Annotated in this window: 19 protein-coding genes; 6 read left to right on the plus strand and 13 right to left on the minus strand. The window is 70.6% G+C overall.

Annotation, left to right across the window (positions count from 1 at the left end):
• Nucleotides 1–45: 45 nt before the first annotated feature.
• Entirely contained in the window at nucleotides 46–1,131 is a 1,086-nt protein-coding gene (absR1, locus tag ACWDR4_RS08070; protein WP_450405358.1) for a beta-glucuronidase AbsR1, read from the minus strand.
• Between the two features lie 100 nt (nucleotides 1,132–1,231).
• On the opposite strand from absR1, the gene ACWDR4_RS08075 reads away from it, so the two are divergent.
• Complete coding sequence (locus ACWDR4_RS08075) at nucleotides 1,232–3,076, plus strand: LuxR family transcriptional regulator AbsR2 (RefSeq protein WP_450405361.1); 1,845 nt, start codon at nucleotides 1,232–1,234, stop codon at nucleotides 3,074–3,076.
• Between the two features lie 18 nt (nucleotides 3,077–3,094).
• Here the strand turns inward: ACWDR4_RS08075 and ACWDR4_RS08080 are convergent, their stop codons facing one another.
• Nucleotides 3,095–5,701, minus strand: coding sequence for a CHAT domain-containing protein (locus tag ACWDR4_RS08080; RefSeq protein ID WP_450405364.1), 2,607 nt, complete (start codon nucleotides 5,699–5,701; stop codon nucleotides 3,095–3,097).
• Nucleotides 5,702–5,877: 176 nt separating this feature from the next.
• On the opposite strand from ACWDR4_RS08080, the gene ACWDR4_RS08085 reads away from it, so the two are divergent.
• The 3 genes from ACWDR4_RS08085 to ACWDR4_RS08095 all read left to right on the plus strand — a co-directional run bounded on the left by ACWDR4_RS08085 (nucleotide 5,878) and on the right by ACWDR4_RS08095 (nucleotide 8,606).
• On the plus strand, nucleotides 5,878–7,320 hold the full coding sequence (locus ACWDR4_RS08085; RefSeq protein WP_450405367.1) for a S8/S53 family peptidase: 1,443 nt from the start codon (nucleotides 5,878–5,880) through the stop codon (nucleotides 7,318–7,320).
• Nucleotides 7,321–7,362: 42 nt separating this feature from the next.
• Nucleotides 7,363–8,007 carry an RNA polymerase sigma factor gene (locus ACWDR4_RS08090; RefSeq protein WP_450405370.1) on the plus strand — a complete coding sequence of 215 codons (645 nt, stop codon included), beginning with the start codon at nucleotides 7,363–7,365 and terminating at the stop codon, nucleotides 8,005–8,007.
• Between the two features lie 65 nt (nucleotides 8,008–8,072).
• Entirely contained in the window at nucleotides 8,073–8,606 is a 534-nt protein-coding gene (locus tag ACWDR4_RS08095) for a hypothetical protein (RefSeq protein ID WP_450405718.1), read from the plus strand.
• A gap of 58 nt (nucleotides 8,607–8,664) precedes the next feature.
• On the opposite strand, the gene ACWDR4_RS08100 is transcribed toward ACWDR4_RS08095, so the two are convergent.
• The 7 genes from ACWDR4_RS08100 to ACWDR4_RS08130 are packed head-to-tail and all read right to left on the minus strand — an operon-like array spanning nucleotide 8,665 to nucleotide 15,537.
• Nucleotides 8,665–9,693: an ABC transporter ATP-binding protein gene (locus ACWDR4_RS08100; protein ID WP_450405373.1), complete on the minus strand. Its 1,029-nt coding sequence runs from the start codon at nucleotides 9,691–9,693 to the stop codon at nucleotides 8,665–8,667.
• Nucleotides 9,690–9,836, minus strand: a complete 147-nt coding sequence (locus ACWDR4_RS08105) for a hypothetical protein (RefSeq protein ID WP_450405376.1) — start codon at nucleotides 9,834–9,836, stop codon at nucleotides 9,690–9,692. The genes ACWDR4_RS08100 and ACWDR4_RS08105 overlap by 4 nt, the downstream gene beginning before the upstream one ends.
• Complete coding sequence (locus tag ACWDR4_RS08110; protein ID WP_450405379.1) at nucleotides 9,833–10,861, minus strand: ABC transporter ATP-binding protein; 1,029 nt, start codon at nucleotides 10,859–10,861, stop codon at nucleotides 9,833–9,835. The genes ACWDR4_RS08105 and ACWDR4_RS08110 overlap by 4 nt, the downstream gene beginning before the upstream one ends.
• Nucleotides 10,854–11,822 carry an ABC transporter permease gene (locus ACWDR4_RS08115; protein ID WP_369032146.1) on the minus strand — a complete coding sequence of 323 codons (969 nt, stop codon included), beginning with the start codon at nucleotides 11,820–11,822 and terminating at the stop codon, nucleotides 10,854–10,856. Before ACWDR4_RS08115 ends, ACWDR4_RS08110 begins: the two co-directional genes overlap by 8 nt.
• Before the next feature lie 4 nt (nucleotides 11,823–11,826).
• Nucleotides 11,827–12,858, minus strand: coding sequence for an ABC transporter permease (locus ACWDR4_RS08120; RefSeq protein WP_450405382.1), 1,032 nt, complete (start codon nucleotides 12,856–12,858; stop codon nucleotides 11,827–11,829).
• Nucleotides 12,855–14,582: an ABC transporter substrate-binding protein gene (locus ACWDR4_RS08125; protein WP_450405385.1), complete on the minus strand. Its 1,728-nt coding sequence runs from the start codon at nucleotides 14,580–14,582 to the stop codon at nucleotides 12,855–12,857. Before ACWDR4_RS08125 ends, ACWDR4_RS08120 begins: the two co-directional genes overlap by 4 nt.
• A 58-nt stretch (nucleotides 14,583–14,640) precedes the next feature.
• Entirely contained in the window at nucleotides 14,641–15,537 is an 897-nt protein-coding gene (locus ACWDR4_RS08130; RefSeq protein ID WP_450405388.1) for a proline iminopeptidase-family hydrolase, read from the minus strand.
• A 285-nt stretch (nucleotides 15,538–15,822) separates the two neighbouring features.
• Here ACWDR4_RS08130 and ACWDR4_RS08135 point away from each other — a divergent pair, with 285 nt between their 5' ends.
• Entirely contained in the window at nucleotides 15,823–16,593 is a 771-nt protein-coding gene (locus ACWDR4_RS08135; protein WP_450405390.1) for a FadR/GntR family transcriptional regulator, read from the plus strand.
• A 130-nt stretch (nucleotides 16,594–16,723) separates the two neighbouring features.
• Here ACWDR4_RS08135 and ACWDR4_RS08140 read toward each other — a convergent pair whose 3' ends face one another.
• Nucleotides 16,724–18,943, minus strand: coding sequence for an NADP-dependent isocitrate dehydrogenase (locus tag ACWDR4_RS08140; RefSeq protein WP_450405392.1), 2,220 nt, complete (start codon nucleotides 18,941–18,943; stop codon nucleotides 16,724–16,726).
• Between the two features lie 211 nt (nucleotides 18,944–19,154).
• On the opposite strand from ACWDR4_RS08140, the gene ACWDR4_RS08145 reads away from it, so the two are divergent.
• Nucleotides 19,155–20,714 (plus strand): M1 family metallopeptidase, encoded by a 1,560-nt coding sequence (locus tag ACWDR4_RS08145; protein ID WP_450405395.1) that lies wholly within the window; start codon nucleotides 19,155–19,157, stop codon nucleotides 20,712–20,714.
• Nucleotides 20,715–20,721: 7 nt separating this feature from the next.
• Here the strand turns inward: ACWDR4_RS08145 and ACWDR4_RS08150 are convergent, their stop codons facing one another.
• From ACWDR4_RS08150 to ACWDR4_RS08160, 3 genes are all read right to left on the minus strand, one after another.
• Nucleotides 20,722–21,819, minus strand: coding sequence for a mechanosensitive ion channel family protein (locus ACWDR4_RS08150; RefSeq protein ID WP_450405397.1), 1,098 nt, complete (start codon nucleotides 21,817–21,819; stop codon nucleotides 20,722–20,724).
• A gap of 211 nt (nucleotides 21,820–22,030) precedes the next feature.
• Complete coding sequence (locus ACWDR4_RS08155; RefSeq protein ID WP_450405400.1) at nucleotides 22,031–23,230, minus strand: GTP-binding protein; 1,200 nt, start codon at nucleotides 23,228–23,230, stop codon at nucleotides 22,031–22,033.
• Nucleotides 23,231–23,313: 83 nt separating this feature from the next.
• A complete protein-coding gene (locus ACWDR4_RS08160; protein WP_450405403.1) occupies nucleotides 23,314–24,291 on the minus strand; it encodes a lysylphosphatidylglycerol synthase transmembrane domain-containing protein in 978 nt (325 codons plus the stop codon).
• Nucleotides 24,292–24,300: the final 9 nt, after the last annotated feature.

Below are 24,300 nucleotides of genomic sequence, written 5' to 3' on the forward strand. Positions count from 1 at the left end.
GGTTCGTCCGCGTCGGCCGTCATGTGCTGGTCTCTGCCCCCAGCATCACCAGCACATGACGGCCGTCTCCCCCGATCCCCACGTGGAGTAGAGCCTGACGCGGACGAAGTAGTGACGGCCCTTGACGAGCCGGACCCTGACATGGGCGTTGTGCGGAGTGCCGCCGTCGTCCTCGGCGGACAGGTAACGGGGCTCGCCGTCGATCTCCTCGAAGACCGCGGCGACCGTGTCGCTCTCCCCGAAGGTGCCCACGGTGTAGTCGCGGGTCTCCGGCGGCGCGATACCGAAGTCGGCCTGCTCGCCCGCGCCGAGGTGCAGGGGCGCGGACCGGAACGGCACCAGTTCGGCCGGCCTGCCCGTGCCCGTCGGCGGATACCAGCGGAGTACGAACTCCTTGTCGGCCGGGGAGAGCGTCCCCGGAGGCACGACCCCGGACCGGAACTGCTCCGGCTCCAGGATCAGCCCCGCCGAGAACGGGTACTCCATGATCGACAGCGGGTCCCAGACGGAGCCGTTGACCTCGTCCGGGTCGAGCTTGCGCAGAATGTTGAAGTACGTCTTGTCGCGGCCCCAGAAGTTCGGCGGCCCCGCCAGGTCGTCGTACACCGCCTCGTCGTCCCAGTGGATGCCGGCGAAGGGGTTCTGGTGCTCGTGCAGCAGGCCCAGGGCGTGCCCGATCTCGTGCAGGGCCGTCGCGCGTTCCCCCGGCGCGGTCAGGTCCCACCCGAAGTTCATCGTGCGCCGCCCCAGGCCCACCGACAGTGCGTCCCGCCCGACCGTGGAGTACGAACCGTCACCGGTCTGGAATCCGATGCGCAGTTCGGCCTCCGATCGGTCGCGCACTTCCACGAAGGACAGCCCGATCCCCAGGTCGAGCCATTCCCGGAAGCAGTCACGGACGACATCGCGCTGTGCCTCGGCGCCGACCCATGACTCCCACCGGGTCTCCCCGGTCCCCGGCAGGGGGATGACCGAGCCGTCGCTGTCCCGGTCGAAGAAGTAGTAGTGGAGCACGGTGCCGTTCACCCACATCAGGCGCCCGGAGAGGAGCGCGCTGAGCCGCTCGGCCGGCAGCCCCGGGGCGAACGTGGGGGCCGGCTGCTGCGGGAGTGAGCAGAACCGTGCGTTCATGGGGAACAGGTTGCGGCTCACAGGTGCTCGGGCGCCTGAGTCGGGGGCTACTCAAGTCGGCCTGTATCAAAGCTGAGTAGCCCGGCTCTTGTTCAACGTGATGACTTTCGAACGGGACGCGAAGACCCTGGAACTGCCCTGGCCGTTCACCGGCCGGGACGACGAACTGGAGCTGCTCCGCCGGTCCTTGGCGGCGGAACGGCACGGCGTCGTGGTGACGGGTCCGGCCGGACACGGCAAGACCCGTCTCGTCACGGAGGCGGTCCGGGGCACCGACTGCGCCAAGGTGAGCGGCACGCCCGAGACCCGGAGCATCCCCTTCGCCGCGTTCGCCCACCTCCTCCCGGAGGAGGTCACCCTGCACCGCGCGGTCCAACTCCTCTCCGGCGTACGGACCTTGCTGGTCGACGACGCCCATCTGCTGGACGACTCCTCGGCCGCCCTGGTCCACCAGCTCGCGGTGCACGGCCGCACCCGCCTGTTGGTGGTGGCGACGGACGGCACCTCGGCACCGGGCGCGGTGTCCCGCCTCTGGACGGGCGAGGTGCTGCCACGTCTGGCCCTGAAGCCCCTGCCCCGCGAGGAGACCGCACAGCTGATCGCGGCAGGCGCCGGAGCCCCGGTCGAGCCGCTCACCGCGCGCCGCCTTCACCACCTCTGCCAGGGCGACCTGCGCCTGCTGCGCGACCTGATCGGGGCGGTACGCGAGAGCGGCGAACTGACCCTGACCTCCGACGAGTTGATGTGGCGGGGCCCGGTACCGGTGACGCCTGCGGTACGCGAACGGACGGACCATGCCCTGAACCGCGCCTCCACCGAGGAACGGCACACCCTGGAACGCCTGGCGTTCAGCGAACCACTCCCGCTGGCCCTGGCCGACCTGGACCTACGGACCCTGGAGAGCCTCGAAACCGACGGCCTGATCCACGTGGACGCCCTGTCCGAGGAGGTCCGCCTGGCCCACCCCCTGCACGGCCCCGCGCTCCGCGCGGGCGCCGGCCAACTCCGCGCGAGGCGCCTCTCCCGCACCCCGGCAGAGTGCATGGCGGCCCTGAACGCCGAGCGCGCGCAGCTGTCCGCCCGGATCGAGCGCACGGACGTCCAGGACCCGGCGGGCCCGGTAGGAGACTGGCTGGCGGCTGAAAGGGCGGTCCCCGCCTCCTACGCGACCGTCCGGTCCCGCTTCGCCCGACTGCGCGGAGAGCTGCGCGAGGCTCTGTCCTGGGCCCGGGAGGGCCTGCGCGGCACCCCGGACGACCCGTCCTGCCGTACGGAACTGGCGCTGGCGGCAGCCCAGTTGAACGAGGTCGCGACGGCGGACGAGGCCCCCTCCGGCCGGGCGACCACATGGCTGCGCGCGGCACACGGCGACACCGCAGGCGCACTGCGGTCGGCCACGGCCCCCGAGGGCAGGGACGAGGGGGAGGCGTACGTCCTGTACGACGCCGTACGCCTAGGGGCCCCGCACCTGGTGGTGGACCGACTGGCCCAACTACCCTCCGAGGAGGCGGAACCCCTGGCCCGGCACGCCGACGCACTGGTCCGCCAGGACGGCCCCGCCCTGGACCGCGCCGCCGAACTCCTGGAGCGCCGGGGCCTGTTGCTCTTCGCCGCCGAGGCCCACGCCCAGGCCGTTCCGGTGCACCGCGACCCACGCGCGGCGCGCAGGTCCCGCTCCCGAGCAATGACCCTGGCCCGCCGCTGCCAGGGCGCCCGAACCCCGGCCCTGTCCGCGCTGACCCTGGGCGAACTCACCGCCCGCCAACGCCAGATCGTCACCCTGGCGGCGGCCGGCCTGAGCAACCGCCAGATCGCAGACCGCCTCACCCTGTCCATCCGCACGGTAGGAAACCACCTGTACAGCGCCTACACCCGCCTGGGCGCAAGCGACCGGGCGGCTCTGCCGTGGCTTCTGGACGAGCCCCCGGCCGCGCAGTCGGCATGACGGACGGCTGCGACGCGTTCACGCCGAGCCGAACGCCGAGAACGCCCACCCCGTCGCCTGGTGCGTCGCATCGCCGGGTAGTGCCGCCCGTGCGTCTCGCAGGGCCTCCGCCAGGGAGAGGCCCGCGCTGAGGCCCTTGTGGAGGGCCAGCATCAGGGGGACCACCGCCGCGTCGTTGACCGGGGCGCTGCTTGCCACCACGCCTGCCGTGCCCAGGGGGAGCAACGCCGTTACCAGGCCCAGGAGTTCGTCCGCGCCGACTGTCGCGAGGCGGCCGGTGTCGCAGCTCGACAGGATGATTCGGTACGGGCTGCGGTCGAGGCGTTCGAAGTCGTGGACGATCAGTGGGCCGTCGGCCATGCGCAGTGACGAGAACAGCGGGCTGTCCGCCCGGAACGTGCCGTGGGCCGCGATATGGGCCAGTGCGGCCCCGTCGAGGGCGTCGAGCACCGCCGGGACCCGTGCGCCCTCGTGTTCCAGGACCGTTGGTCTGCCGTAGCGGTCGACCAGGTCGGGGACCTCTGCCCCGCCGCTCGCCAGGCCCGGCCCTCTGACGAGGACGTGTCGGCCGCTCGGCGGAGGGCCCGTCTCCTGCGCGCGCAGCCAGCTGCTCGCCGACGGGGACACGCTGAGCACCCGGTCGCGGAGGGAGGGGAGCAGGGCCCAGGGGACCCGGTGGAGCCTTCCCGGCGGGACCACGACCACCGGGCCCGTGCCCAGGTGCGGTACCGCCGCGCCCAGCAGCAGTTCCTCCAGCTTGCGGCCCGACGCCTCCAGGATCGGAAGCCTGCCCTCTGCCCCCGGGTGCGCGAGCCGTCGGAGTCCGGCTTGTACATGCTCGGCCTCCGTCACCGCGTCCGCCAGCCGGCCCGCCTCGAAACGGCGTACCTTCCCCTCGCCGCACAGCAGCACCTGCACCCGGCCGTCGACCACCGCGATCTCGATCAACCGCCCACCGCCGCCCAGGCGTTCGAGCAGCCGGGCCGGGTCGAAGCGGTGCCCGTCGCCGCCGGACCCGCCGCGGATGTGCAGGGTGCGGGAGCGCACCTCCCGTTCCAGGCGCCGCTGTTCGCGTTCCAGCGCCGGCACCGGGCGACCGTCGATACGGGCCTCCTCCGCGCGGGCGGCGATCTCCCGGAACGCGGTGAGGCTCTGCCCGAGCGCCGGATCGTCGGGCGGCCGGGTCGGCGGCGCCGACAGGACCGTGGCCCGCCACCGCTCGCTCCACACCAGCAGCCGCCGAGGACCGCCGGACTCCAGCGACGCCCGCTGTGCGAGGGCCGCCAGTTCGGCGCCCTGCGCCGTCGCCCGGGCCCGCAGCTCCGAGGCGCCGAGCGTCATCCGGTGGTCGTCCAGGACGGCGAGCCCGCGCCGGCAGGCCTCCAGTACGCCCCGCCCCGACCCGGCCGCCTCCGCGCGCAGCGCCTGCGCCGCCCAGCCCGTCATCCGCGCCAGCGGTGGACCGACGCGTCGGCTGCGGGCGGCGACCTTCAGATGCTTCTCCGCGTCCTCGGTCCAGCCCAGCGAGAGCGCGATCCGGCCCGCGAGCAGCGACGCCTCGGGCGCGGACGGCGAACCGAAGGCGGCGAGCCGCTCGGCCAGCGCCGCCGCGTCCGCGACCAGCCGCCCCGACTTCCGCCCGGTCGCGACCCGCGCCTCGATCAGCACCAGCCGCGCGTGCGCCTCCCACCAGCTGCGCCGCTGCCCGGCGAACAGCCGTACGGCCACGGCCGCGCGGGCGATCGCGGTGTGCGGATCGTCCGCGAGCCGGGCGGCCTTCGCGGCGGTCAGCAGCAGCTCCGCCTTGCGGGTGCTCTGCCCGCCGATCCCGTCCAGCTCGGCGATCGCCGCGTCGGCCTCCGCGACCGCCTCGGGGGCCAGCCCGGCGGCCATCAGCACCTCGCAGCGGCGGATGTAGAACACGAAGATCGGCGTGCCCAGCCGGTCGTACCGCTCGGCTGCCTCGTCGAACAGCCGCAGCGCCGCCGGGATGTCACCCGCCCGGTACGCGGCCAGCGCCCTGCTCTCGACGACGTCCGCCTTGTCGTGGTCCTGCCCGGTGGTGTCCCACATCTGCTCGGCGGCGGTGAAGTCGGCGTCGGCCCGCTCGGGACGGCCCAGCGCCAGATGCACGGTCGCCCGCAGGGTCAGCGCCCGCGCCGTCCAGATGACGTCGTCCGCCTGCCGCAGCACGGGAATGGCCCGCCGTACGTCGTCCAGCGCCTCGCGGTGATGCCCCAGCACCCACCACGCGTACGCCCGCCGGTACAGCACCCGCGCGCGGGTGTGGCCCGTACCCCGGTCGACGCCCTGCTCGAACGCCTCCAGGCCCTGCCGGGTGCGCCCCGCGTGGACGAGTGCCACGCCGAGCGTGCCGAGGACGTCCGCCTCGCGCTCCGCCGAACCGGCTTCCGCCGCCAGATCGCGGGCGCGCCGCAGATGACGCAGGGCGATGCGCATGTCGCCGAAGTCCCGCTGCCACAGACCGATCACCTGATGGGCGACGGAGGCGTGCAACGGCGTCGGATCGTTGCCGAGGACATTCTCCGCCCGCGCAAGCGCGTCCTTCGGGCGGGCGAACACCATCGGCAGGAGTTCGAGAACCGTGTCGCTTCCCGCAGTCACTTAACGGATGGTAGTGCTCCGCGCCCCGCGTCACACAGGTTTGGCCATGGACAACTCACTGTCCAACGCTGATCGACCCCTGTATCAGGAAATGTGCCGCGGCGCCTGTATCACGCGCCGACCTCGCGGCTCTCATTTAGTGCAACAAGGGATCGGTTCTAGGGGGAGGACATTCCATGGCACCGCAGCGTTTCCAGGAGCAGTTCGACCACATTCAGCGCTCCATGCCCGGCGTGGAGCTGGCGACGGGGCCGGACGACGCGGCCGAGTTCATCTACGAGAAGGGCGTCGTCCTGGCCCGCGACGGCGAGGAGGCCCGCCTCGTCGAGGACACCGTACGCGCGCACTTCACCACCTTCGCCGGCCTGACCGCCGACGAGGTGCGCCGGGACAGCCCGGAGACCAACCGCTCGGGCATCACCCGCATCCGGGTCGGCGACCCCGGCCGGGGCGACCGGCGCGGCGACCGCGCGGTGGCGGGCGCGCTGCGCGCGCTCAGGGAGACGGAGGGCAACGCGCGGCGGCGCCTGGTCAGCCGTAACCACGTGGTGCACATCGCCCCCGTCAACGCCTGTCCCGGCGACGAGCCCGTACCCGTTTCGCACACCGCGGGACCCAACCCGGCCGTGGCCGAGAGCGGCTACGACGCGGACAGCGCCGTCGGCGTCCTGGTCATCGACACCGGCCTCATGCACGACTACGCCTCCTACCCGGCGATGGCCCATGTCCAGGGCGACACCCAGATCGACGAGTGCGACGGGAACGGTGTGCTCCAGCAGTACGCCGGACACGGCACGTTCATCTCGGGGCTCGTCGCGGCCGTCGCCCCGAACACGAACATCGTCTCCCGCAACACCCTCAACGACGCCGGCGCGATCCTGGAGTCCGAGTTCGGCGACAAGCTGTTCGAGGCCGTCGAGCGCGACGGCTGGCCGCCCCTCATCAGCCTCTCCGCGGGCACGTCGAACGGCAGCACGGAAGGCCTGCTCGGCCTCGCCGCGTTCATGGAGGCCCTCCGCGAGCAGCCGCGCACCCTGCTGGTCGCCGCCGCCGGCAACAACGCCAGCGCCACCCCCTTCTGGCCCGCCGCCTATGCGGACAAGCCCGAGTACGCCCAGTCCGTGATCTCGGTGGGCGCCCTGCGCAGCGACGGCGAGTTCGGCGCCTGCTTCAGCAACCACGGCCCCTGGGTGCGGGTCTACGCCCCCGGCGAGCGGCTCACCGGCCCGCTCACGGGCTTCCAGACTCCGGTGCCGTACATCTACCAGCACAGCACGTACGACTCCTGCCGCCACGAGTTCACCTACGCCTGCACCTGCCAGGCCCCCCAGCACCTCGGCGTGCTGACGGGAGAGTACGAGACCACCTCGGGCACCCCGGACCAGGCGCAGTTCGAGGGGTTCGCACAGTGGAGCGGCACCTCGTTCGCCACCCCGCTGGTCGTCGCGATGATCGCCGCCCACATGACCGCCCACAAGGAGACCGACCCGCGCGCCGCCCGACAGCAACTCCTTGCGGCGAACACCGAGTTCGCGGAGGTCCGGGGCGCGGTCGTACCCGCGCTCCTCCCGCCCACCTGGAGCCCGGTGCCCGTCGTGAACATCCCGCCCGCCGTATAGAGGTCAACAGGCCTCCGTGCAAGGACAAATCGAGTGAGGACCATGCGCAGGACGAGTGGAGCACCCCCTTCCACGGCGTACGATGACTTGCCGTACACGAGGGGTGGGGACGTGGACCGAGCTGCGGTCGGCGCATTGGTCCAAGCCGCCGTCGACGGCGACGCGGCGGGCTGGAAAGCGCTGGTGGAAGGGTTGAGCCCGCTGGTGTGGTCGGTGGCGCGCGCCCACCGGCTGTCCGACGCGGACGCGCACGAGGTGTACTCGACCGTCTGGTTCCGCTTCGCTCAGCATCTGGGCCGCATCCGTGAACCGGAGAAGGCGGGTTCGTGGCTCGCGAGCACCGCCCGGCACGAGTGCCTCAAGGTCATCAAGAGCGCCCACCGGATGACACCGACGGACGACGCCCAGCTGCTCGACCGGATCAGTGACGACCGTACGCCCGAGCAGTGGGTGATCGAGTCCGAGGAGGCCTCCGCCGAGGCGGAGCGCATCCGGAAGTTATGGCAGGAGTTCGAGGAACTGGGCGCCCGGTGCAGGCAGTTGCTGCGCATCCTGATGTCCGCGCCGCCGCCCAGCTACCAGGAGATCTCCGCAGGCCTCGGCATCGCCGTGGGCAGCATCGGCCCCCTGCGCCAGCGCTGCCTGCGCCGGCTGCGGGTACGGCTCGCCGCCCGGGGCGTGCTGTGAACGACAACGCGCACGACAGCGACGGATTACCCCACGACTCCGACGACTTGGACGGCACGGCCGACATGACCAGCACTGATGGCACAGACGACACGGACGGCTTCGACGACGAACTGGACGGCGAAACCGACGACTTATCAGAGTTCGAGGGCGACGACTCGCTGGACAACGACCTGCTGGAGGAGACACTGCGCCAGGCCGGGGCAATCATGGACCCGGTTCCGGCGCAGCTCCAGCAGACCGCCGTCGAGGCCTACACCCTCTACTCGCTCGACACCCAATTGGCCGAGCTGACCTTCGACTCGCTCGTCCACGGCATCCCCGTCAGAGGGGCCGTGGACGCACCCCGCATGCTGACCTTCCGCACGGGTGAGCTGACGGTCGACGTCGAGGTGACCGCGCACGGTCTGATGGGTCAGGTGCTGCCGCCCCAGGAGGCCAGGATCGAGGTGCTGAGCGGTCCGCAGCTCGCCTCGCCGCCCAGCCTCACCGCCGATGACATGGGCCGCTTCACCGGCGAACTGCACGTCAGCGGCCCGTTCGCGCTCCGGCTGCGGACGGACGCGGAGGTCGTCGTCACGGAGTGGCTGCGCGCCTGACGCGAGCGCGGCTGTCGGGGGCGGGATCCACAGGGAAGCCCGCCCCCGACCATTGCCCTCACCCCGCCGCGACCAGCGGATAGTGGCAGGCGACCGCGCGCCCCGAGGCCGTCGTGGTCAGCCGGGGCCGCTCCACCGCGCACACCTCCCGCGCGTACGGACACCGCGTGTGGAACGCGCAACCGGCCGGTCTGGCCACCGGGTCGGGTACGTCCCCGGTGAGGACGATCCGCTCCCGGCGCGGCGCGTCCGGGTCGCCGGTCCCGTCGTCGATCTCCGGCACCGCCGACATCAGCGCCTCGGTGTAGGGGTGCGCGGGAGCCCCGTACAGCGTCTCCGTGTCGGCGAGTTCGACGATCTCACCGAGATACATGACCGCGATCCGGTCCGAGACATGACGGACCACGCCCAGGTCGTGGGCGATGAAGACGTACGTCAGCCCGAACTCGTCCTGGAGATCGGCGAACAGGTTCAGCACCTGCGCCTGGATCGACACATCGAGCGCGGACACCGGTTCGTCGGCGACGATCAGCTTCGGGGAGGTCGCCAACGCCCGTGCGATACCGATGCGTTGACGCTGCCCGCCGGAGAACTCGTGCGGGTAGCGGTCCAGATGGGCCGCCGCGAGCCCCACCACGTCGAACAGCTCGGCCACCCGGCGCCGGACGGCGGCGGCATCCCCGTACCGGTGGATGAGCAGCGGCTCGGCCACGATGTCCCCGGCGCGGCGGCGCGGGTTCAGGGAGGCCTGCGGGTCCTGGAACACGAGCTGCATCCCGGGCCGTACAGGGCGCAGCCGGCGCGCGGACAACGTCGTGATGTCCTGCCCGTCGAACTCGACCCGCCCGCCCGTGATGTCGGTGAGCCGGACCAGGCAGCGCCCGAGCGTCGACTTGCCGCAGCCGGACTCGCCGACGACGCCGAGGGTCTCACCCCCGCGCACCTCCAGCGAGACCCCGTCCACGGCCCGCAGCACCTTGCGGTGCCGGGTGAAGGAGTCGCCGCGCAGGGGATAGTGCTTGGTGACGTCCGTGGCGCGCAGCAGCACGTCGGCGTCGCCGGTTCGGGCCTGGGGGTCCGTGGTCACGGCGCCGCCTTTCCGTCGAGGGTGTCCGGCGTCGAGTGCGCCGTACGGGCCGGTCCGCGCTCCCCGGCCGGCAGTCCGCAGCACCTTGCACGCAGGGGGTAGTGCTTGGCGTCGCCGGTTCCGGTCCGGGCGTCCGCTGTCATGACGCGGCCTTTCGGTCCGGAGCAGATCGGGCCGCCGTACGGGCTGTTCCGCGCTCCCCGGCCGGCAGCCAGCAGGCGTCCCGGTGGTCCGACTCGCCGGTGAGCACCGGGCGTTCGTCGCACCGGTCGTGCCGGGCCGGGCAGCGCGGCGCGAACGCGCAGCCCTCCGGGACACTGTCCGGCGACACGGGCACGCCCGCGATGGTGGGCAGCCGGCGCAGGCGCGGACCGCCGACCCGGGGCACCGAGTCGAGCAGTCCCCAGGTGTACGGATGCCGGGGACCGTGGAACACGGCCCGGCGCGGGCCCTCCTCGGCAGCCCGTCCGCCGTACATGACCAGCACCCGGTCGGCGACCTCGGACACCACACCCATGTCGTGGGTGATGATGACGACCGCCGAGCCGCGCGCGTTCAACTCCCGCATCAGGTCGAGGATCTGGGCCTGGATCGTCACGTCGAGCGCGGTGGTCGGCTCGTCGGCGATCAGCAGCGCCGGACCGCAGGCGAGGGCCATCGCGATGACCGCCCGCTGCCGCATCCCGCCCGAGAACTCGTGCGGATAGGCGTCGACACGCGAGGCGGCGTCCGGGATGCCCACGTCCGACAGCAGCGCGACCGCCCGTGCGTGCGCCTCCTTCCGGGACACCTTCTCGTGCGCCCGGATCTGCTCGGCGATCTGCCAGCCGACCGTGTAGACCGGGGTCAGCGCGGTCATCGGGTCCTGGAAGACCATGGCGATCTCCCGGCCACGCACCGACCGCATCTCCTTGTCGGGGAGGGTGAGCAAGTCCCGTCCACGGAAGAGGACTTGGCCCGTGACGGTGACGTTCGGGTTGGTCAGCAGCCGCAGCACCGCCAGCATCGAGACGCTCTTGCCGGAGCCCGACTCGCCGACCACGCCCAGGATCTCGCCGGGGGCGACCGAGAAGGACAGTCCGTCCACGGCGGTGACGGTGCCGCTGCGGGTACGGAAGGAGATCCGCAAGTCCCGTACGTCCAACAGGGGTTGCAGTGGCTCAGGCATGGCGGGCCCTCGGATCGAGTCGCGCGTACAGGATGTCGACCAGGGCGTTGGCGAGGACCACGAAGAACGCCGCGTACATGACCGTCCCCATGATCACGGGCAGGTCCAGGTTCTGCAGCGCGTCGAAGGTGAGCTTGCCGACGCCGGGCAGGCCGAAGACGACCTCGGTGAGCAGGGCGGCCCCGCCCACCAGCGCGCCGAAGTCCAGGCCGAACAGCGACACGATCGGGATGAGCGAGCAGCGCAGCGCGTGCCGGACGAGAATCCGCCGCTCGGACAGGCCCTTGGCGCGGGCGGTGCGGACGTAGTCCTCGCCCAGCGCGCTGACGACCTCGCCGCGCAGCAGCCGGGCGTAGATGCCGGCGTACAGCAGCGCCAGGGTCAGCCAGGGGAAGAGCAGATGCAGGGCCCACTGGCCGGGGTCCTTGCCCAGTTCGACGTACCCGGGTGGCGGTACCCAGGAGAACACCGAGTCGTGCAGGCGCTTCTGGGTGAGGAGGTTGACGACCTCGCCGAGCCAGTAGGCGGGCAGCGAGACGCCCACGACACCCACCAGCATGATCACTGGGTCTGCGGCCGTACCGCGCAGAGCGGCAGCAGCCGTACCCATGAGGATGCCGACCGTCATCCAGATGACCGCCGCCCCGATCACCAGGGACAGCGTCACGGGCATGGCCTGCACGATCTGCGGGACGACCTTCGAGCCGCGGTTGACGAACGACTCCAGGTCCCGGTCGATCAGGAGGTGCCGCATCATCAGCAGATAGCGGACGGGCAGCGGCCGGTCGAGGCCGAAGGAGTGCCGCACCTGGGCGAGGGTGGCCGGGTCGGCGTTGCGGCCCGCGATACGGGCGGCCGGGTCGACCCCCGGGGTGGCGAAGAAGATCAGGAACACCAGCACACTGATCGAGAACATCACCAGCAGCGCGGACAGGAAGCGCCGGAGCGCGAAGTACAGCATCGGATCACACCCCTCCCCTCAGCCGGGCGCTCGGGTCGAGGGCGTCGCGCACCCCGTCGCCGAGAACGTTGAGGGCCGCCGTCGTCAGCGCGATGAGCAGCCCGGGTGCGATGGTCACGGTCGGGCGGGTGTAGAGCAGCCCGAGGCCGTCCTCGATGATCGTGCCCCAGCTGGCGTCGGGCGGCTGGACGCCGACCGACAGGAAGGACAGCGCCGACTCCGTCAGCATCGCGAGCGCGGTCATCAGCGGCAGGAACACGATCGCCGTGGGCAGCACGTTCGGCAGCACCTCCCGGCGCATCACGCGCAGCGCGGGCGCGCCCGACCCGATGGACGCCTGGATGAACTCCTTGTTCCGCAGCACCAGCACCTGCCCGCGCATCGGCCGGGCCACGTACGGAACGTAGATCGCCGCGATGATCACGACCGGCAGCCACAGACTCCCGGCCTCGACGGTGACAGGGCCGAGACTGAGCCCGTCGGTGAGGAGGACGACGGACAGACAGATGGCCAGCAGATACACCGGGAAGGCCCAGATGACATCCAGGACACGGGAGATGACCGCGTCGACGACCCCGCCCGCGTACCCGGCGACGACCCCGACGGCCGTACCGACGACACAGCACAGCAGCGCCGCCGCGACCCCGATGAACAGGCTGGTACGACCGCCGTACAGCAGCCGCGCCATCACGTCACGCCCCTGGTTGTCGGCGCCGAGGAAGTAGTGGCCGAAGTCCCAGGTGGGCCCGATGGGCGTGACACCGAGCCCGAGCCCGGTACTGCTCGGGGTCAGCACCGGCACGGTCTTGCCGTTCACGACCGTCGTCCCGGAGACATGGGACTGGAACGGGTCGGTGTGCGCGATGTGGTCGGCGTACAGCGGGGCCAGCAGGGTCACCGTGACGACGGCGAGCAGGACGAGGGCCGCCGCCACCGCCGACCTGTTGCGCAACAGGTCGGCGGCAGCGGTCCGCCAGGGGCCCGGCGAACGACGCCGGGCCTCGGCGGGGGCCAACTGGGTTGTCGCGCCGCTCACTTGACCCACAACTGCCCGACGAGCATGTAGAACTGCTTGCTGAACTGGTAGTTGCCGACCCGCTTCGACGTGAAGTCGATGATCTTCGGGTTGATCACCGGGACCACCGGGGACTCGGTCATGATGTCCTGGTCGATGGTCGCCCACTGCTGGTCGGCGGCCTTCTGGTCGGTCTGCCCGGTCTTCAGCGCGGTCTGCATCCTGGCGTCGATGCCCTTGTCGCAGAACCCGGCGATGTTGATGCTGGAGTCGCTGCCCGGGTGGAACGAGGCGCAGGACAGCAGCACGTTGAGGAAGTCGGAGGCCGCCGGATAGTCCTGGTACCAGGACGTCAGCGCCAACTGCACCTTGTTCTTGGTGTTCTGGATGTACGTGAACTGGATGTTGGCGGAGAGCGGCTTGAGCGTCGCCTTGTAGCCGAGCTGGGTCAGCAGGCTCTGAAGGTACTGCCCGATCGACTTGTTGACCTCGTCGTCGCTGACCACGATGCCGACCTCCTGCCCGGCCGTCCCCGACTGCTTGATCAGCGCCTTCGCCTTGGCGAGGTCCGGCGCCGACCAGGTCTTCCCGCCACCCTTCGTGTACTGGCACTTGTCGACGTGCCCGGGGAAGCCCGGCGGCAGGATCGTGCACGCGGGAGAGGCGAGGTTCTTGCCGCCGTACAGCCCGACCACCGCGTCGCGGTCGATCGCCCAGTTGATGGCCTGGCGCGCCAACTTGTTGTTGAACGGGGCCGAGTTGACGTTCAGGGTGACGTACCAGAACGCGGTCAGCGGATTGACGTGCGCCTGGGAGGCGTACTGCGTGCCGATCTCGCTCAGCCGGTCGGCGGGCGGCGGGTCGAACATCCAGTCCGCCGAGCCGTTCTGCACGGCGGTCACCTCGGACTCGACGGTCTGCCCGAAGGTGTAGTCGACGTTGTCGGCGTAGGCCTGCGGCTGGGCCTCGCGCGACCACTCCTTGAAGTAGGGGTTGCGCACCAGCTTCAGCGCCCGGTTCGGGTCGTACGAGGCCGCCATGTACGGGCCCGTCGTCGGCAGCGGCTTCGTCCCCGCGTCCTTCGTCGGCGAGTCCTTCGGCACGATGCTGGCGTGCGGAACGGCCAGCTTGTACGGGAACTCCGGGTCCGGCGCCGTCAGGTTGACGGTGACCGCGCCGGCCGCCGCGTCACCGACGACACCCTTGGCGAGCGTGCAGGACGCGGGCGTCTTGAGACAGGCGTCCGCGCCGACGATGCCGTTGTAGAACGTGCCCGCGGTGGGGCTGGACACCTTGAAGATCCGCTGGAAGGACGCCACCACGTCGTCGGTGGTCACCGCCTTGCCGGTGGAGAACTTGATGCCCTTGCGGAGCGTGAAGGTGTACGTCTTCCCGCCGTTGCTGACCGTGGGCATGGCCGCCGCCAGATCCGGTACGACGGTGAACGACTGCTGCCCGCCGGTCTTCTTGAACGCCAGCAGACCGTCGTACATCGACTGGTACAACTGCCAGTACTGGAGCGTGTAGTTGACCTGCGGATCGAAGGTTCCGGCAGCCGCGTGGGCGACCAGCTTCAGCGTGCCGCCCTTGTGCGCGGGCTGGAAGGCGGTCGACTGGGCGCCGCCGGTGGCGGTCGAGGTCGGGTCGGACGAGCCGCCGTCGTCGGAGGACGAACAGGCCGTCGCGGTGAGGGCGAGGGCGGCGGTCACGGCGGCGAGGACGGTACGTCTGGTGGTCCGGGGCATCGGGGAACTCCCGTCGATGGAGCGGGTGCTGAAGACGATGAAGGGTGAGGAGGGTGACTCAGTCGGTGGAGTCGAGGAAGTCGCCGACGACCTGGAGGTACAGCTCCTCCTCCTCGACGTGCGGCATATGGCTGGAGCGCTCGAACATGTGCCAGCGCACATCGGGGATGTGGTCGGCGAAGGGCCGCAGCGTGTCGGGCGTCGCCTCGTCGAAGCGGCCGGAGACCAGCAGGGTCGGCACGTCGATGAGATGAAGCCGGTCGATGACCGACCACTCCTTCATCGTGCCGACGACATGGAACTCGTTCGGCCCGTTCATCGTGTGGTACACGGTCGGGTCGGCCGCGATGTTGTCCCAGGTGGCCTGGACCTCGGCGGGCACCGGGACCGTACGGCACACATGGCGCTCGTAGAAGACCTGCTCGGCGGCCTGGTAGTCGGGGTGGTCGGTGGTCCCGGCGGCCTCGTGGGCTAGCAGGGTCTCCTGGACCTCGGGCGGGAGCGCGGCGCGGAGTTCGGCGGCGCCCGCCAGCCACAGCTCCATGGAGGCGGGGGAGTTGGCGATGACCAGGCCCCGCAGCCCGGACGGGCGGCGCACGGCGTGCTCGGCGGCGAGCATGCCGCCCCAGGACTGACCGAGCAGGTGGTAGCCGTCGGCGATCCCCAACTCCTTGAGCAGGTTGTCGAGTTCGTCGAGAAAGAGCTGGACGGTCCAGAAGTCGGCGCCCTCGTCGGGTAGATGGGTGGACCGGCCGATGCCGAGCTGGTCGTAGTGGATCACCGGGCGGCCCTGCTGGGCGATGCCCGCGATGCGGAGCGTGTAGTCGTGCCCGGCACCCGGGCCGCCGTGCAGGACCACCAGCGGGGTCCGGCCGGGTTCGCCGGTGATCCGGTACCAGGTGGACCAGCCGTTGAAGTCGATGGTCCCGGTGTGGTTCGGTTCGGGAATCGCCACTGAAGAGCCTCCGGGGGCAGGCAGAATCAAGCCAGTCCGTGTCTGAAATAAGTTGGGCGTCTGTGGATGGCTGACATACTGTTTGGGTAAATGCTCAGTCCACAAGACCTTTTAAGACCTTTTAGCGGTGGCCCGGCAGAAGTAACTGCGCGTTCACGCGCCCGGAACCCGCGACCGACCGGGGGAGGACCACTGACCGTCGCACCGCAGCCACCAGAACTGCCCGAGTCACCAGAGCTGCCTGAGCCGCCGCAACGATCAGGTGCCGGGGACGAGCTGTCGCGGGTGCTCGACCGCGCCCTGTCCGGCGGCGGCGCCCCCTCGCCCGAGCTGCGCCCGGTGCGGGTGGCCTCGGCGGTCGACGAGGTCTCCGACCGGCTGCTCACCGCGATCGCCGTCGGCGACTTCCTGCCGGGGGAGCGGCTGCCGGTCGAGCGCGAGCTGATCACCCTGCTCGGGGTGAGCCGCCCGACGGTGCGCGAGGCGGTCGGCCGGCTCCAGGCGGTCGGTGTCATCGAGATCCGCCGGGGCCGGAACGGCGGCGCCTACGTCCGCGACAGCTGGACCGAGTCCTCCGGCGCCGCAGTCCGGCGTACGCTGCTGCCACGCTGGGCGGAGCTGGAGCAGCTCTTCGACCTGCGCGGGCTGGTGGAGGGGATGGTGGCGGCGACGGCGGCCCGCCGCCGACGCCCGGAGGACCTCGTCCCCATGCACGACGCTCTTACGGCCTACCTAGCCGCGAGCGACCCGCGCGAGGAACGCGCCGCCGACAGCGCCTTCCACCGCAGCATCTGCGACGCCACCCACAACCCCCAGATCGCGATGCTCAGCCGCGACCTCCTGGCCCGCGCCAGCCTCGGCTTCCCGGTCGAACCCTGGGGCAAGGGTGAACGCACCCACTTCCACCTGGCCAGCGAGGACCACAAGGCCCTCTACGAGGCAATCGCCTCCGGCGACCCGACCCGGGCGGAGGAGATCGCCCGGGACCACTTCACGATCAGCGCGGACATGATCCGCGAGGTACTGGCGAGGGTCAGAAACACCGACCAGACATGACAATCGGCCCCCGGGACAAGGATCCCAGGGGCCGATCGGCACATCTTGAACTCCGGTGCGGAACCGCGCCCTCAAGGGGCGCGGTGAACTGCGCGACCAGCCCCCGCCGCCCCGCAGCCGACAAACAGCCTTAACCCAGCGTAGCCAGCGTCGAGTTCCAGGTAGCAGAAGGCCGCATAACCGCCTTCGCCTTCTCAACGTCAGGCTGGTAGTACCCCCCGATGTCCGCAGGCTTACCCTGAACGGCGATCAGCTCACCGACAATCGCCTCCGCGTTGGCAGCCAACGCCTCGGCGAACGAAGCGAACCCCTTCGCCAGATCGGCGTCATCGCTCTGCGCGGCCAACTCCTGCGCCCAGTACAGCGACAGGAAGAAGTGGCTCCCTCGGTTGTCGATACCACCGACCCGCCGGGTAGGCGACTTGTCCTCGTTGAGGAACGTCGCCGTAGCCCGGTCGAGCGTGTCGGCCAGAACCTGCGCACGCGCGTTGCCGGTCGTCGTCGCGAGGTGCTCGAAGCTGGCCGCAAGGGCGAAGAACTCGCCCAGGCTGTCCCACCGCAGGTAGTTCTCCTTGACGAGCTGCTGGACGTGCTTCGGGGCGGAGCCACCGGCGCCCGTCTCGAACAGCCCGCCGCCCGCCATCAGCGGTACGACCGACAGCATCTTGGCGCTGGTGCCCAGCTCCAGGATCGGGAACAGGTCGGTGAGGTAGTCGCGCAGCACGTTGCCGGTCACCGAGATGGTGTTCTCGCCGCGGCGGATGCGCTCCACCGACAGCTTGGTGGCGTCGACCGGGTTCAGGATCCGGATGACCAGGCCCTCGGTGTCGTGCTCGTCCAGGTACGTGTTGACCTTGGTGATCAGGTTGGCGTCGTGCGCGCGGGTCTCGTCCAGCCAGAACACGGCCGGGTCACCGGTGGCACGCGCACGCGTGACGGCCAGCTTCACCCAGTCCTTGATCGGCGCGTCCTTGGTCTGGCAGGCGCGGAAGATGTCACCGGCGGCGACCTCCTGCTCGATCACCACGTTGCCGGCCTGGTCGACGAGGCGGACCGTACCGGCGGCCGGGATCTCGAAGGTCTTGTCGTGGCTGCCGTACTCCTCGGCCTTCTGCGCCATCAGACCGACGTTCGGGACCGAGCCCATGGTCGACGGGTCGTAGGCGCCGTTGGCGCGGCAGTCGTCGATCGCGACCTGGTAGACACCGGCGTAGGAGGAGTCCGGGAGGACCGCCAGGGTGTCGGCCTCGGCGCCGTCCGGGCCCCACATGTGGCCGGAGGTGCGGATCATGGCCGGCATCGACGCGTCGACGATGACGTCGGACGGCACGTGCAGGTTGGTGATGCCCTTGTCGGAGTCGACCATGGCCAGCGCCGGGCCCTCGGCCAGCTCGGCGTCGAAGGACGCCTTGATCGCGGCACCGTCGGGGAGGGCCTCCAGGCCCTTGTAGATACCGCCGAGACCGTCGTTCGGGGACAGGCCGGCCGCGGCGAGCGTCTCGCCGTACTGCGCGAACGTCTTCGGGAAGAAGGCGCGCACGACGTGACCGAAGATGATCGGGTCCGAGACCTTCATCATCGTGGCCTTGAGGTGGACGGAGAACAGCACGTCCTCGGCCTTGGCGCGGGCGATCTGCGCGGTCAGGAACTCGCGCAGCGCGGCCACGTGCAGGACGGAGGCGTCGACGACCTCGTCCGCGAGGACGGGTACGGACTCGCGCAGGACGGTGGTCGAGCCGTCCTCGCCCACCAGCTCGATGCGCAGCGAACCGGCCTCGGAGATCACCACGGACTTCTCGGTGGAGCGGAAGTCGTTCTCGCCCATCGTCGCCACGTTCGTCTTGGACTCGGGGGTCCAGGCGCCCATGCGGTGCGGGTGGGTCTTGGCGTAGTTCTTCACCGACGCGGGGGCGCGGCGGTCCGAGTTGCCCTCACGCAGGACCGGGTTCACGGCGGAACCCTTGATCTTGTCGTAGCGGGCGCGGATGTCGCGCTCCTCGTCCGACTTCGGGTCGTCCGGGTAGTCGGGCAGCGCGTAGCCCTGGCTCTGCAGCTCGGCGACGGCGGCCTTGAGCTGCGGGATCGACGCCGACACGTTCGGCAGCTTGATGATGTTCGCCTCGGGCGTCTTCGCCAGTTCGCCCAGCTCGGTGAGGGCGTCCGCGATGCGCTGGCCCTCCTCCAGGTACTCGGGGAAGACGGCGATGATGCGGCCGGCCAGCGAGATGTCCCGGGTCTCGACGTTCACCCCGGCCTGCGAGGCGTACGCCTGGATCACGGGCAGGAACGAGTGGGTCGCCAGGGCGGGCGCCTCGTCAGTGTGCGTGTAAATGATGGTCGAGTCAGTCACCGGGTGCTCCGCTCCACGTCTGCAACATTGCTCGACATCAAGATATCTCGTGATCGGGTCTCACTCGACAGCGGTCTGTACCGAACTCGATCGCAGTCCGTTCGGACAGGCGTGCAACCGATTCCGCCGATCTTGTGGTCTAGGTGGTAGATCCGCACATCCGATGCGGCGGCCGGACCTGACCACCCGGCTGCCCGAGCGAAAGCGAAACATGAGATATCGCACCAGACTGACGGCACCGGCGGCTGTTCTGCTCGGCACGGCCGCGGCGACGACCCTGGCTCCCTCGGCCCACGCGGCGTCCGGGGGGACCACGAAGGGGGCTTCCGGGGGAAGCGCCGGCCCGGGCCCCGAGACCCTCGGTGACCCCGTCTACCCGAGCCTGGGGAACGACGGCTACCGCGTCTCCGCCTACCACCTCGACCTCGCCTACGACGCCACGACCAAGCTGGTCGACGGCAAGGCGACCCTGCGCATCCGCACCACCCAGGCCCTGACCCGCCTCTCCCTCGACTCCCTCGGCCTGGACATCCGCTCCGTCCGCGTCGACGGCCGCACGGCCACGTACGAGCAGGTCGACGAGAAGCTGAGGATCACCCCCGCCCGTACGCTCCGGGCGGGCACCTGGACGACGGTCTGTGTCGAGTACGGCGCCGACCCGCGCCGCGTCCTGAGCCACACCGCCTGGGTCGCCACGCCCGACGGCTTCGCGGTGTGCCCGCAGCCCAACTCCGCGCACACCGTCTTCCCGTGCAACGACCACCCGGTCGACAAGGCCGACTTCACGTTCCGGCTCACCGTCCCGGACAACCTGCGCGGAGTCGCCAGCGGCGCCCTCGTCCGTACGGAGAGCCTGAGCGGCGGCCGGACGGCGTACACCTACCGTTCGCGCTCGCCGATCGCCACCGAGATCGTGCAGATCACCGTCGGCGAGTACGTGATCAAGGACCGGCAGGGGCCGCACGGGCTGCCGCTGCGGGACGTCGTCCCGGTCGCGCGCGCCGCGGCCCTCGAACCGGCGCTGGCGCTCACCCCGAACCTGGTCGCGTGGATCGAACAGCGCCTCGGCGCCTACCCGTTCGAGACGTACGGTCTGCTGCCGTGCAACTCCGACGACCCGGCCGCCTTCGACTTCACGGGCCTGGAGACGCAGACCCTCACGCTCTACAAGCCGAACTACCTTCTCCAGGAGGAGAGGTTCATCGGCTCGCACATGATGCACGAGCTGGTCCACTCCTACTTCGGCAACAGCGTCAGCCCCGGCACCTGGGCCGACCTCTGGATCAACGAGGGCCACGCCGACTTCTACGGGCTGCTCTACCGCTACGAGCGCGGCTGGGCCGACTCCATCGGCCTGACCACGATGGAAGCCCGGATGAAGAACACCTACGCGCGCGGCGACCAGTGGCGCCACGACTCCGGGCCGGTCGCGGCACCCAACGAGGCCAACCTCTTCGACAGCCAGCGCTACCTGGGTGGCGTCCTCGTCCTCTACGCGCTGCGCCAGTTCGTCGGCGAGGCCACCTTCGGCGCGATCGAGCGCACCTTCCTCGACCGCTACCGCAACGCCTCGGCGACGACCGAGAACTACATCTCGGTCGCCTCCGAGGTCTCCGGCCAGGACCTCTCCGGCTTCCTGCGGGACTGGCTGTACGGCACCACGACACCGCGGATGCCCGGTCACCCGGACTGGACGGTCACACCGGTGACGGCACGGCTCGCGCCGCAGAACCGTACGGCCGGTCATCACGACAACTCGGCGACCCTCTGACGCACCCTCAGTCGAGCCGGGCCGAGGACATCTCGCCCGGCTCGACCTCGGTGCCGCGCTGCTGCGGGATCACCACCGCACCGTGCTGCAACGCCACCGTGCGGGTGGGCGCCGGGATCCGGATGCCCTCCGCGCGGTAGCGCCGGTGCAGGCGCTTGATGAACTCGTGCTTGATCCGGAACTGGTCGCTGAACTCGCCGACGCCCAGGATGACGGTGAACCCGATCCGCGAGTCGCCGAAGGTGTGGAACCGGACGAGCGGCTCGTGGTCGGGGACGGCGCCGGTGATCTCGGTCATCACCTCGGCGACCACCTCGATGGTCACCGCCTCGACGTGCTCCAGGTCGCTGTCGTACGCCACCCCGGCCTGGACCAGGATCGTCAGCATCTGTTCAGGACGCATGAAGTTGGTCATGTTGGTCTTGGCCAGCTCCCCGTTGGGGATGACGACCAGGTTGTTGGAGAGGTTGCGGACCGTCGTCTGCCGCCAGTTGATGTCCTCGACATACCCCTCCTCGCCACTGCTCAGCCGGATGTAGTCACCGGGCTGGACGGTCTTCGAGGCGAGAATGTGGATGCCCGCGAAGAGGTTGGCGAGGGTGTCCTGGAGGGCGAGCGCGACGGCCAGACCGCCGACTCCCAGGGCGGTGAGCATCGGCGCTATGGAGACGCCCAGCGTCTGCAGCACGACCAGGAAGCCCAGGGCCAGGATGACGACCCTGATGATGTTGACGAAGATCGTCGCCGATCCGGCGACCGCCGACCGGGACTGGGTGACCGTCCGCACCAGCGTGCTGACGACTCTCGCGATGGTCAGCGTCGTGACGCCGATCAGCAGCACGGTCAGCGTCTGGTTGACGTTGTGCCCGACCGTCTTCGTCAGCGGCAGCGCCGCCGCGGCGACCGCCACGCCGGCGGTGAACGCCGACCAGGGCACCACCGTGCGCACCGCGTCCACGATGACGTCGTCCCCGCTCCAGCGGGTGCGGTCGGCGTGCCGGCCCAGCCAGCGCAGCAGCATCCGCAGCAGGAAGGCCGCCAGCAGCCCCACGGCCAAGGCGATGCCCGCGACGACCAGATCGTCCACGGTGAGGTCTCGCTTCACCGGTCACCTCCGAGGAGTGGATCCGCGGCGCCCAGCGCCACCGACGGCCGGATGTGAAGTCTCGTCACGTGCCACCTGTTCGAATCTTTGAAGCGTCTTGAATGTGCGATCAACGTCCGGACGTCTGTACGAAGTCCGGCGCGACCGCTCATCCTGCCGCATCCGGCGGACCGTTCGGCACCGAGCGGTGCGGAACCCGCCATCGAGCAGCTCAGACGGGGAGCGCATCGCAGACGTCCGCCGGGTGCACCTCCCATGCGGGGAAGGGGTCCTCGTACATCGTGTGTGCCAACTCACCTGCGTACGTGGCCAGTTCCGCCTCCGTCAAGAGGCAGCGCGACAGTGCCAGCCGCAGCGACTGGCGGCGAAGATCGGTGCCGATGAACACCAACTCCTGGCCCTGTACGGGGGATTCGCCGCCCACGCCGTCAGCGGCGGCGATCGGCTCGAAGCGGGCCACTGAACCCGCCTGCGACCACAGTCCCGTGGTGCCGGGACGGGAGGCGAGGGTGAAGAAGCCCTTGGAGCGCAGCACTTGGCCGTAGTCGCCCGCGTCGAGCGGGCCGGTGAGGAGGTCCCAGAGACGGCCCGGATGGAAGGGGCGCGGGTCGCGCAGGACGAGCGAGGAGATGCCGTACTCCTCCGTCTCCGGGACGTGGTCGCCGTTCAACTCGGCCACCCAGCCCGGGGCCTGCTCGGCCTTCTCCAGGTCGAACAGGCCGGTGCCGAGGAGTTCGGCGGGGTCGATCGTGCCACGGACCGTACGGTGCACACGGGCGGCCGGGTTGAGGCGCCGCAGGGTCGCCTCCAGACGGTCGGCCGTCTCCTCGGGGACGAGGTCCGTCTTGTTGAGGAGGATGACGTCGGCGAACTCGATCTGGTCGACGAGGAGATCGCTCACCGTGCGTTCGTCACCCTCGACGGGGGTGATCCCGCGCTCCGACAGGTCGTCGCCGCGGTCCAGTTCGGGCAGGAAGTTCACCGCGTCCACGACCGTGACCATGGTGTCGAGACGGGAGACGTCCAGCAGGCTCGCGCCGTCGTCACGGCCGAAGGCGAAGGTGGCCGCGACCGGCATGGGTTCGGAGATTCCGGACGATTCGATGAGCAGGTAGTCGAAGCGGCCCGCGCGGGCCAGCTTCTCGACCTCCTCCAGGAGATCGTCCCGGAGGGTGCAGCAGATGCAGCCGTTGGTCATCTCGACCAGCCGCTCCTCCGTGCGGGAGAGGGCGCCGCCGTCCCGGACGAGGGACGCGTCGATGTTGATCTCGCTCATGTCGTTCACGATGACCGCGACCCGCAGGCCCTGACGGTTGCCGAGAAGGTGGTTGAGCAGCGTCGTCTTTCCGGCGCCGAGAAAGCCGGAGAGCACGGTCACGGGCAGACGGGGGTCAGCGGAAGTGGTGGGCATGCCTCCGCACGCTAGCTTATTGGAAATCATTTTCACAAGCGGCCTTGGGGTTCGACCCCGGGGTGCCACCCCCGAAGTGACCCTCAGATCACCTTGAGCCGCACCAGCGCCCCCAGCGTCAACGCCCCCGGCAGCAGCGGCACCCAGACGGTGATGATCCGGAACGCCAGCACCACCGCCGTGGCGACGGTCACCGGCGCGCCCACCGCGACCAGGGCCACGATCAGCGCCGCCTCGACCGAGCCGATACCGCCGGGCGTCGGGATCAGCGCCACGGCGACCGTCGCGGCGAGGTAGGCGAGCGCCATGTGCCAGGGCGGCACCGGCAGCCCCAACGCCATGCCCACCGCGGCCAGTCCGGCGGCCTGCAACGCCGGGAACGCCAGCGAACCGCCCCACAGCGCCAGCGCCCTGGCCGGCCGCATGTGCACGGAACGGGCCTCGCCGAGTGCCGTACGCAGGAAGGAGAGCGAGGCCGTGCGCAGCCGTCGTACGCAGGCCAGCGCGCCCGCCGCCGCCAACAGGACGACGCAGATGCCGACGAGCAGCGGGCCGAGCGCCGTGTCGGGGACGAGGCCGCGGAGTTTCAGGGCGTGCGGGAACGCGATCAGCAGGGCGGCCAGCAGGCCCAGTCGGCCGATGACCTCCGCGAGCAGATACAGGGCGAGCGCCGCCGAGGAACGGACCAGTGGCAGGCCGCACACCGTCATGAACCGCAGATTGACCGCGCTCGCGCCGAGCCCCGTCGGGAGGAGATGGTTGGCGGAACCCGCCGCGAACTGCGTGGCGAGCAGCCGCAGTCTGGGCAGCCGCTCGACGACGGCGCCCTGCCGGCTGACGGCGGCGGCCACCCAGGTCAGGCAGGTCGCGCCGGCCGCGGCCAGCAGCCAGGGCCACTTGGCCGTCGCCAGATGGCCGAAGCCCGCGCCGAGGACGTCCCGGTGGCGCACCGCGACCACGGCGACGAGAACGAGGGGGAGCAGGCACAGGATCTGGCGCACCGGTACGCGCCGACGCCGGGGCGGAGCGGGGGCGGACGGGGAAGGGGGAACCGCTGTCACGTTCGGAGA

The sequence above is a fragment of the Streptomyces sp. NPDC000878 genome, from assembly GCF_053599695.1.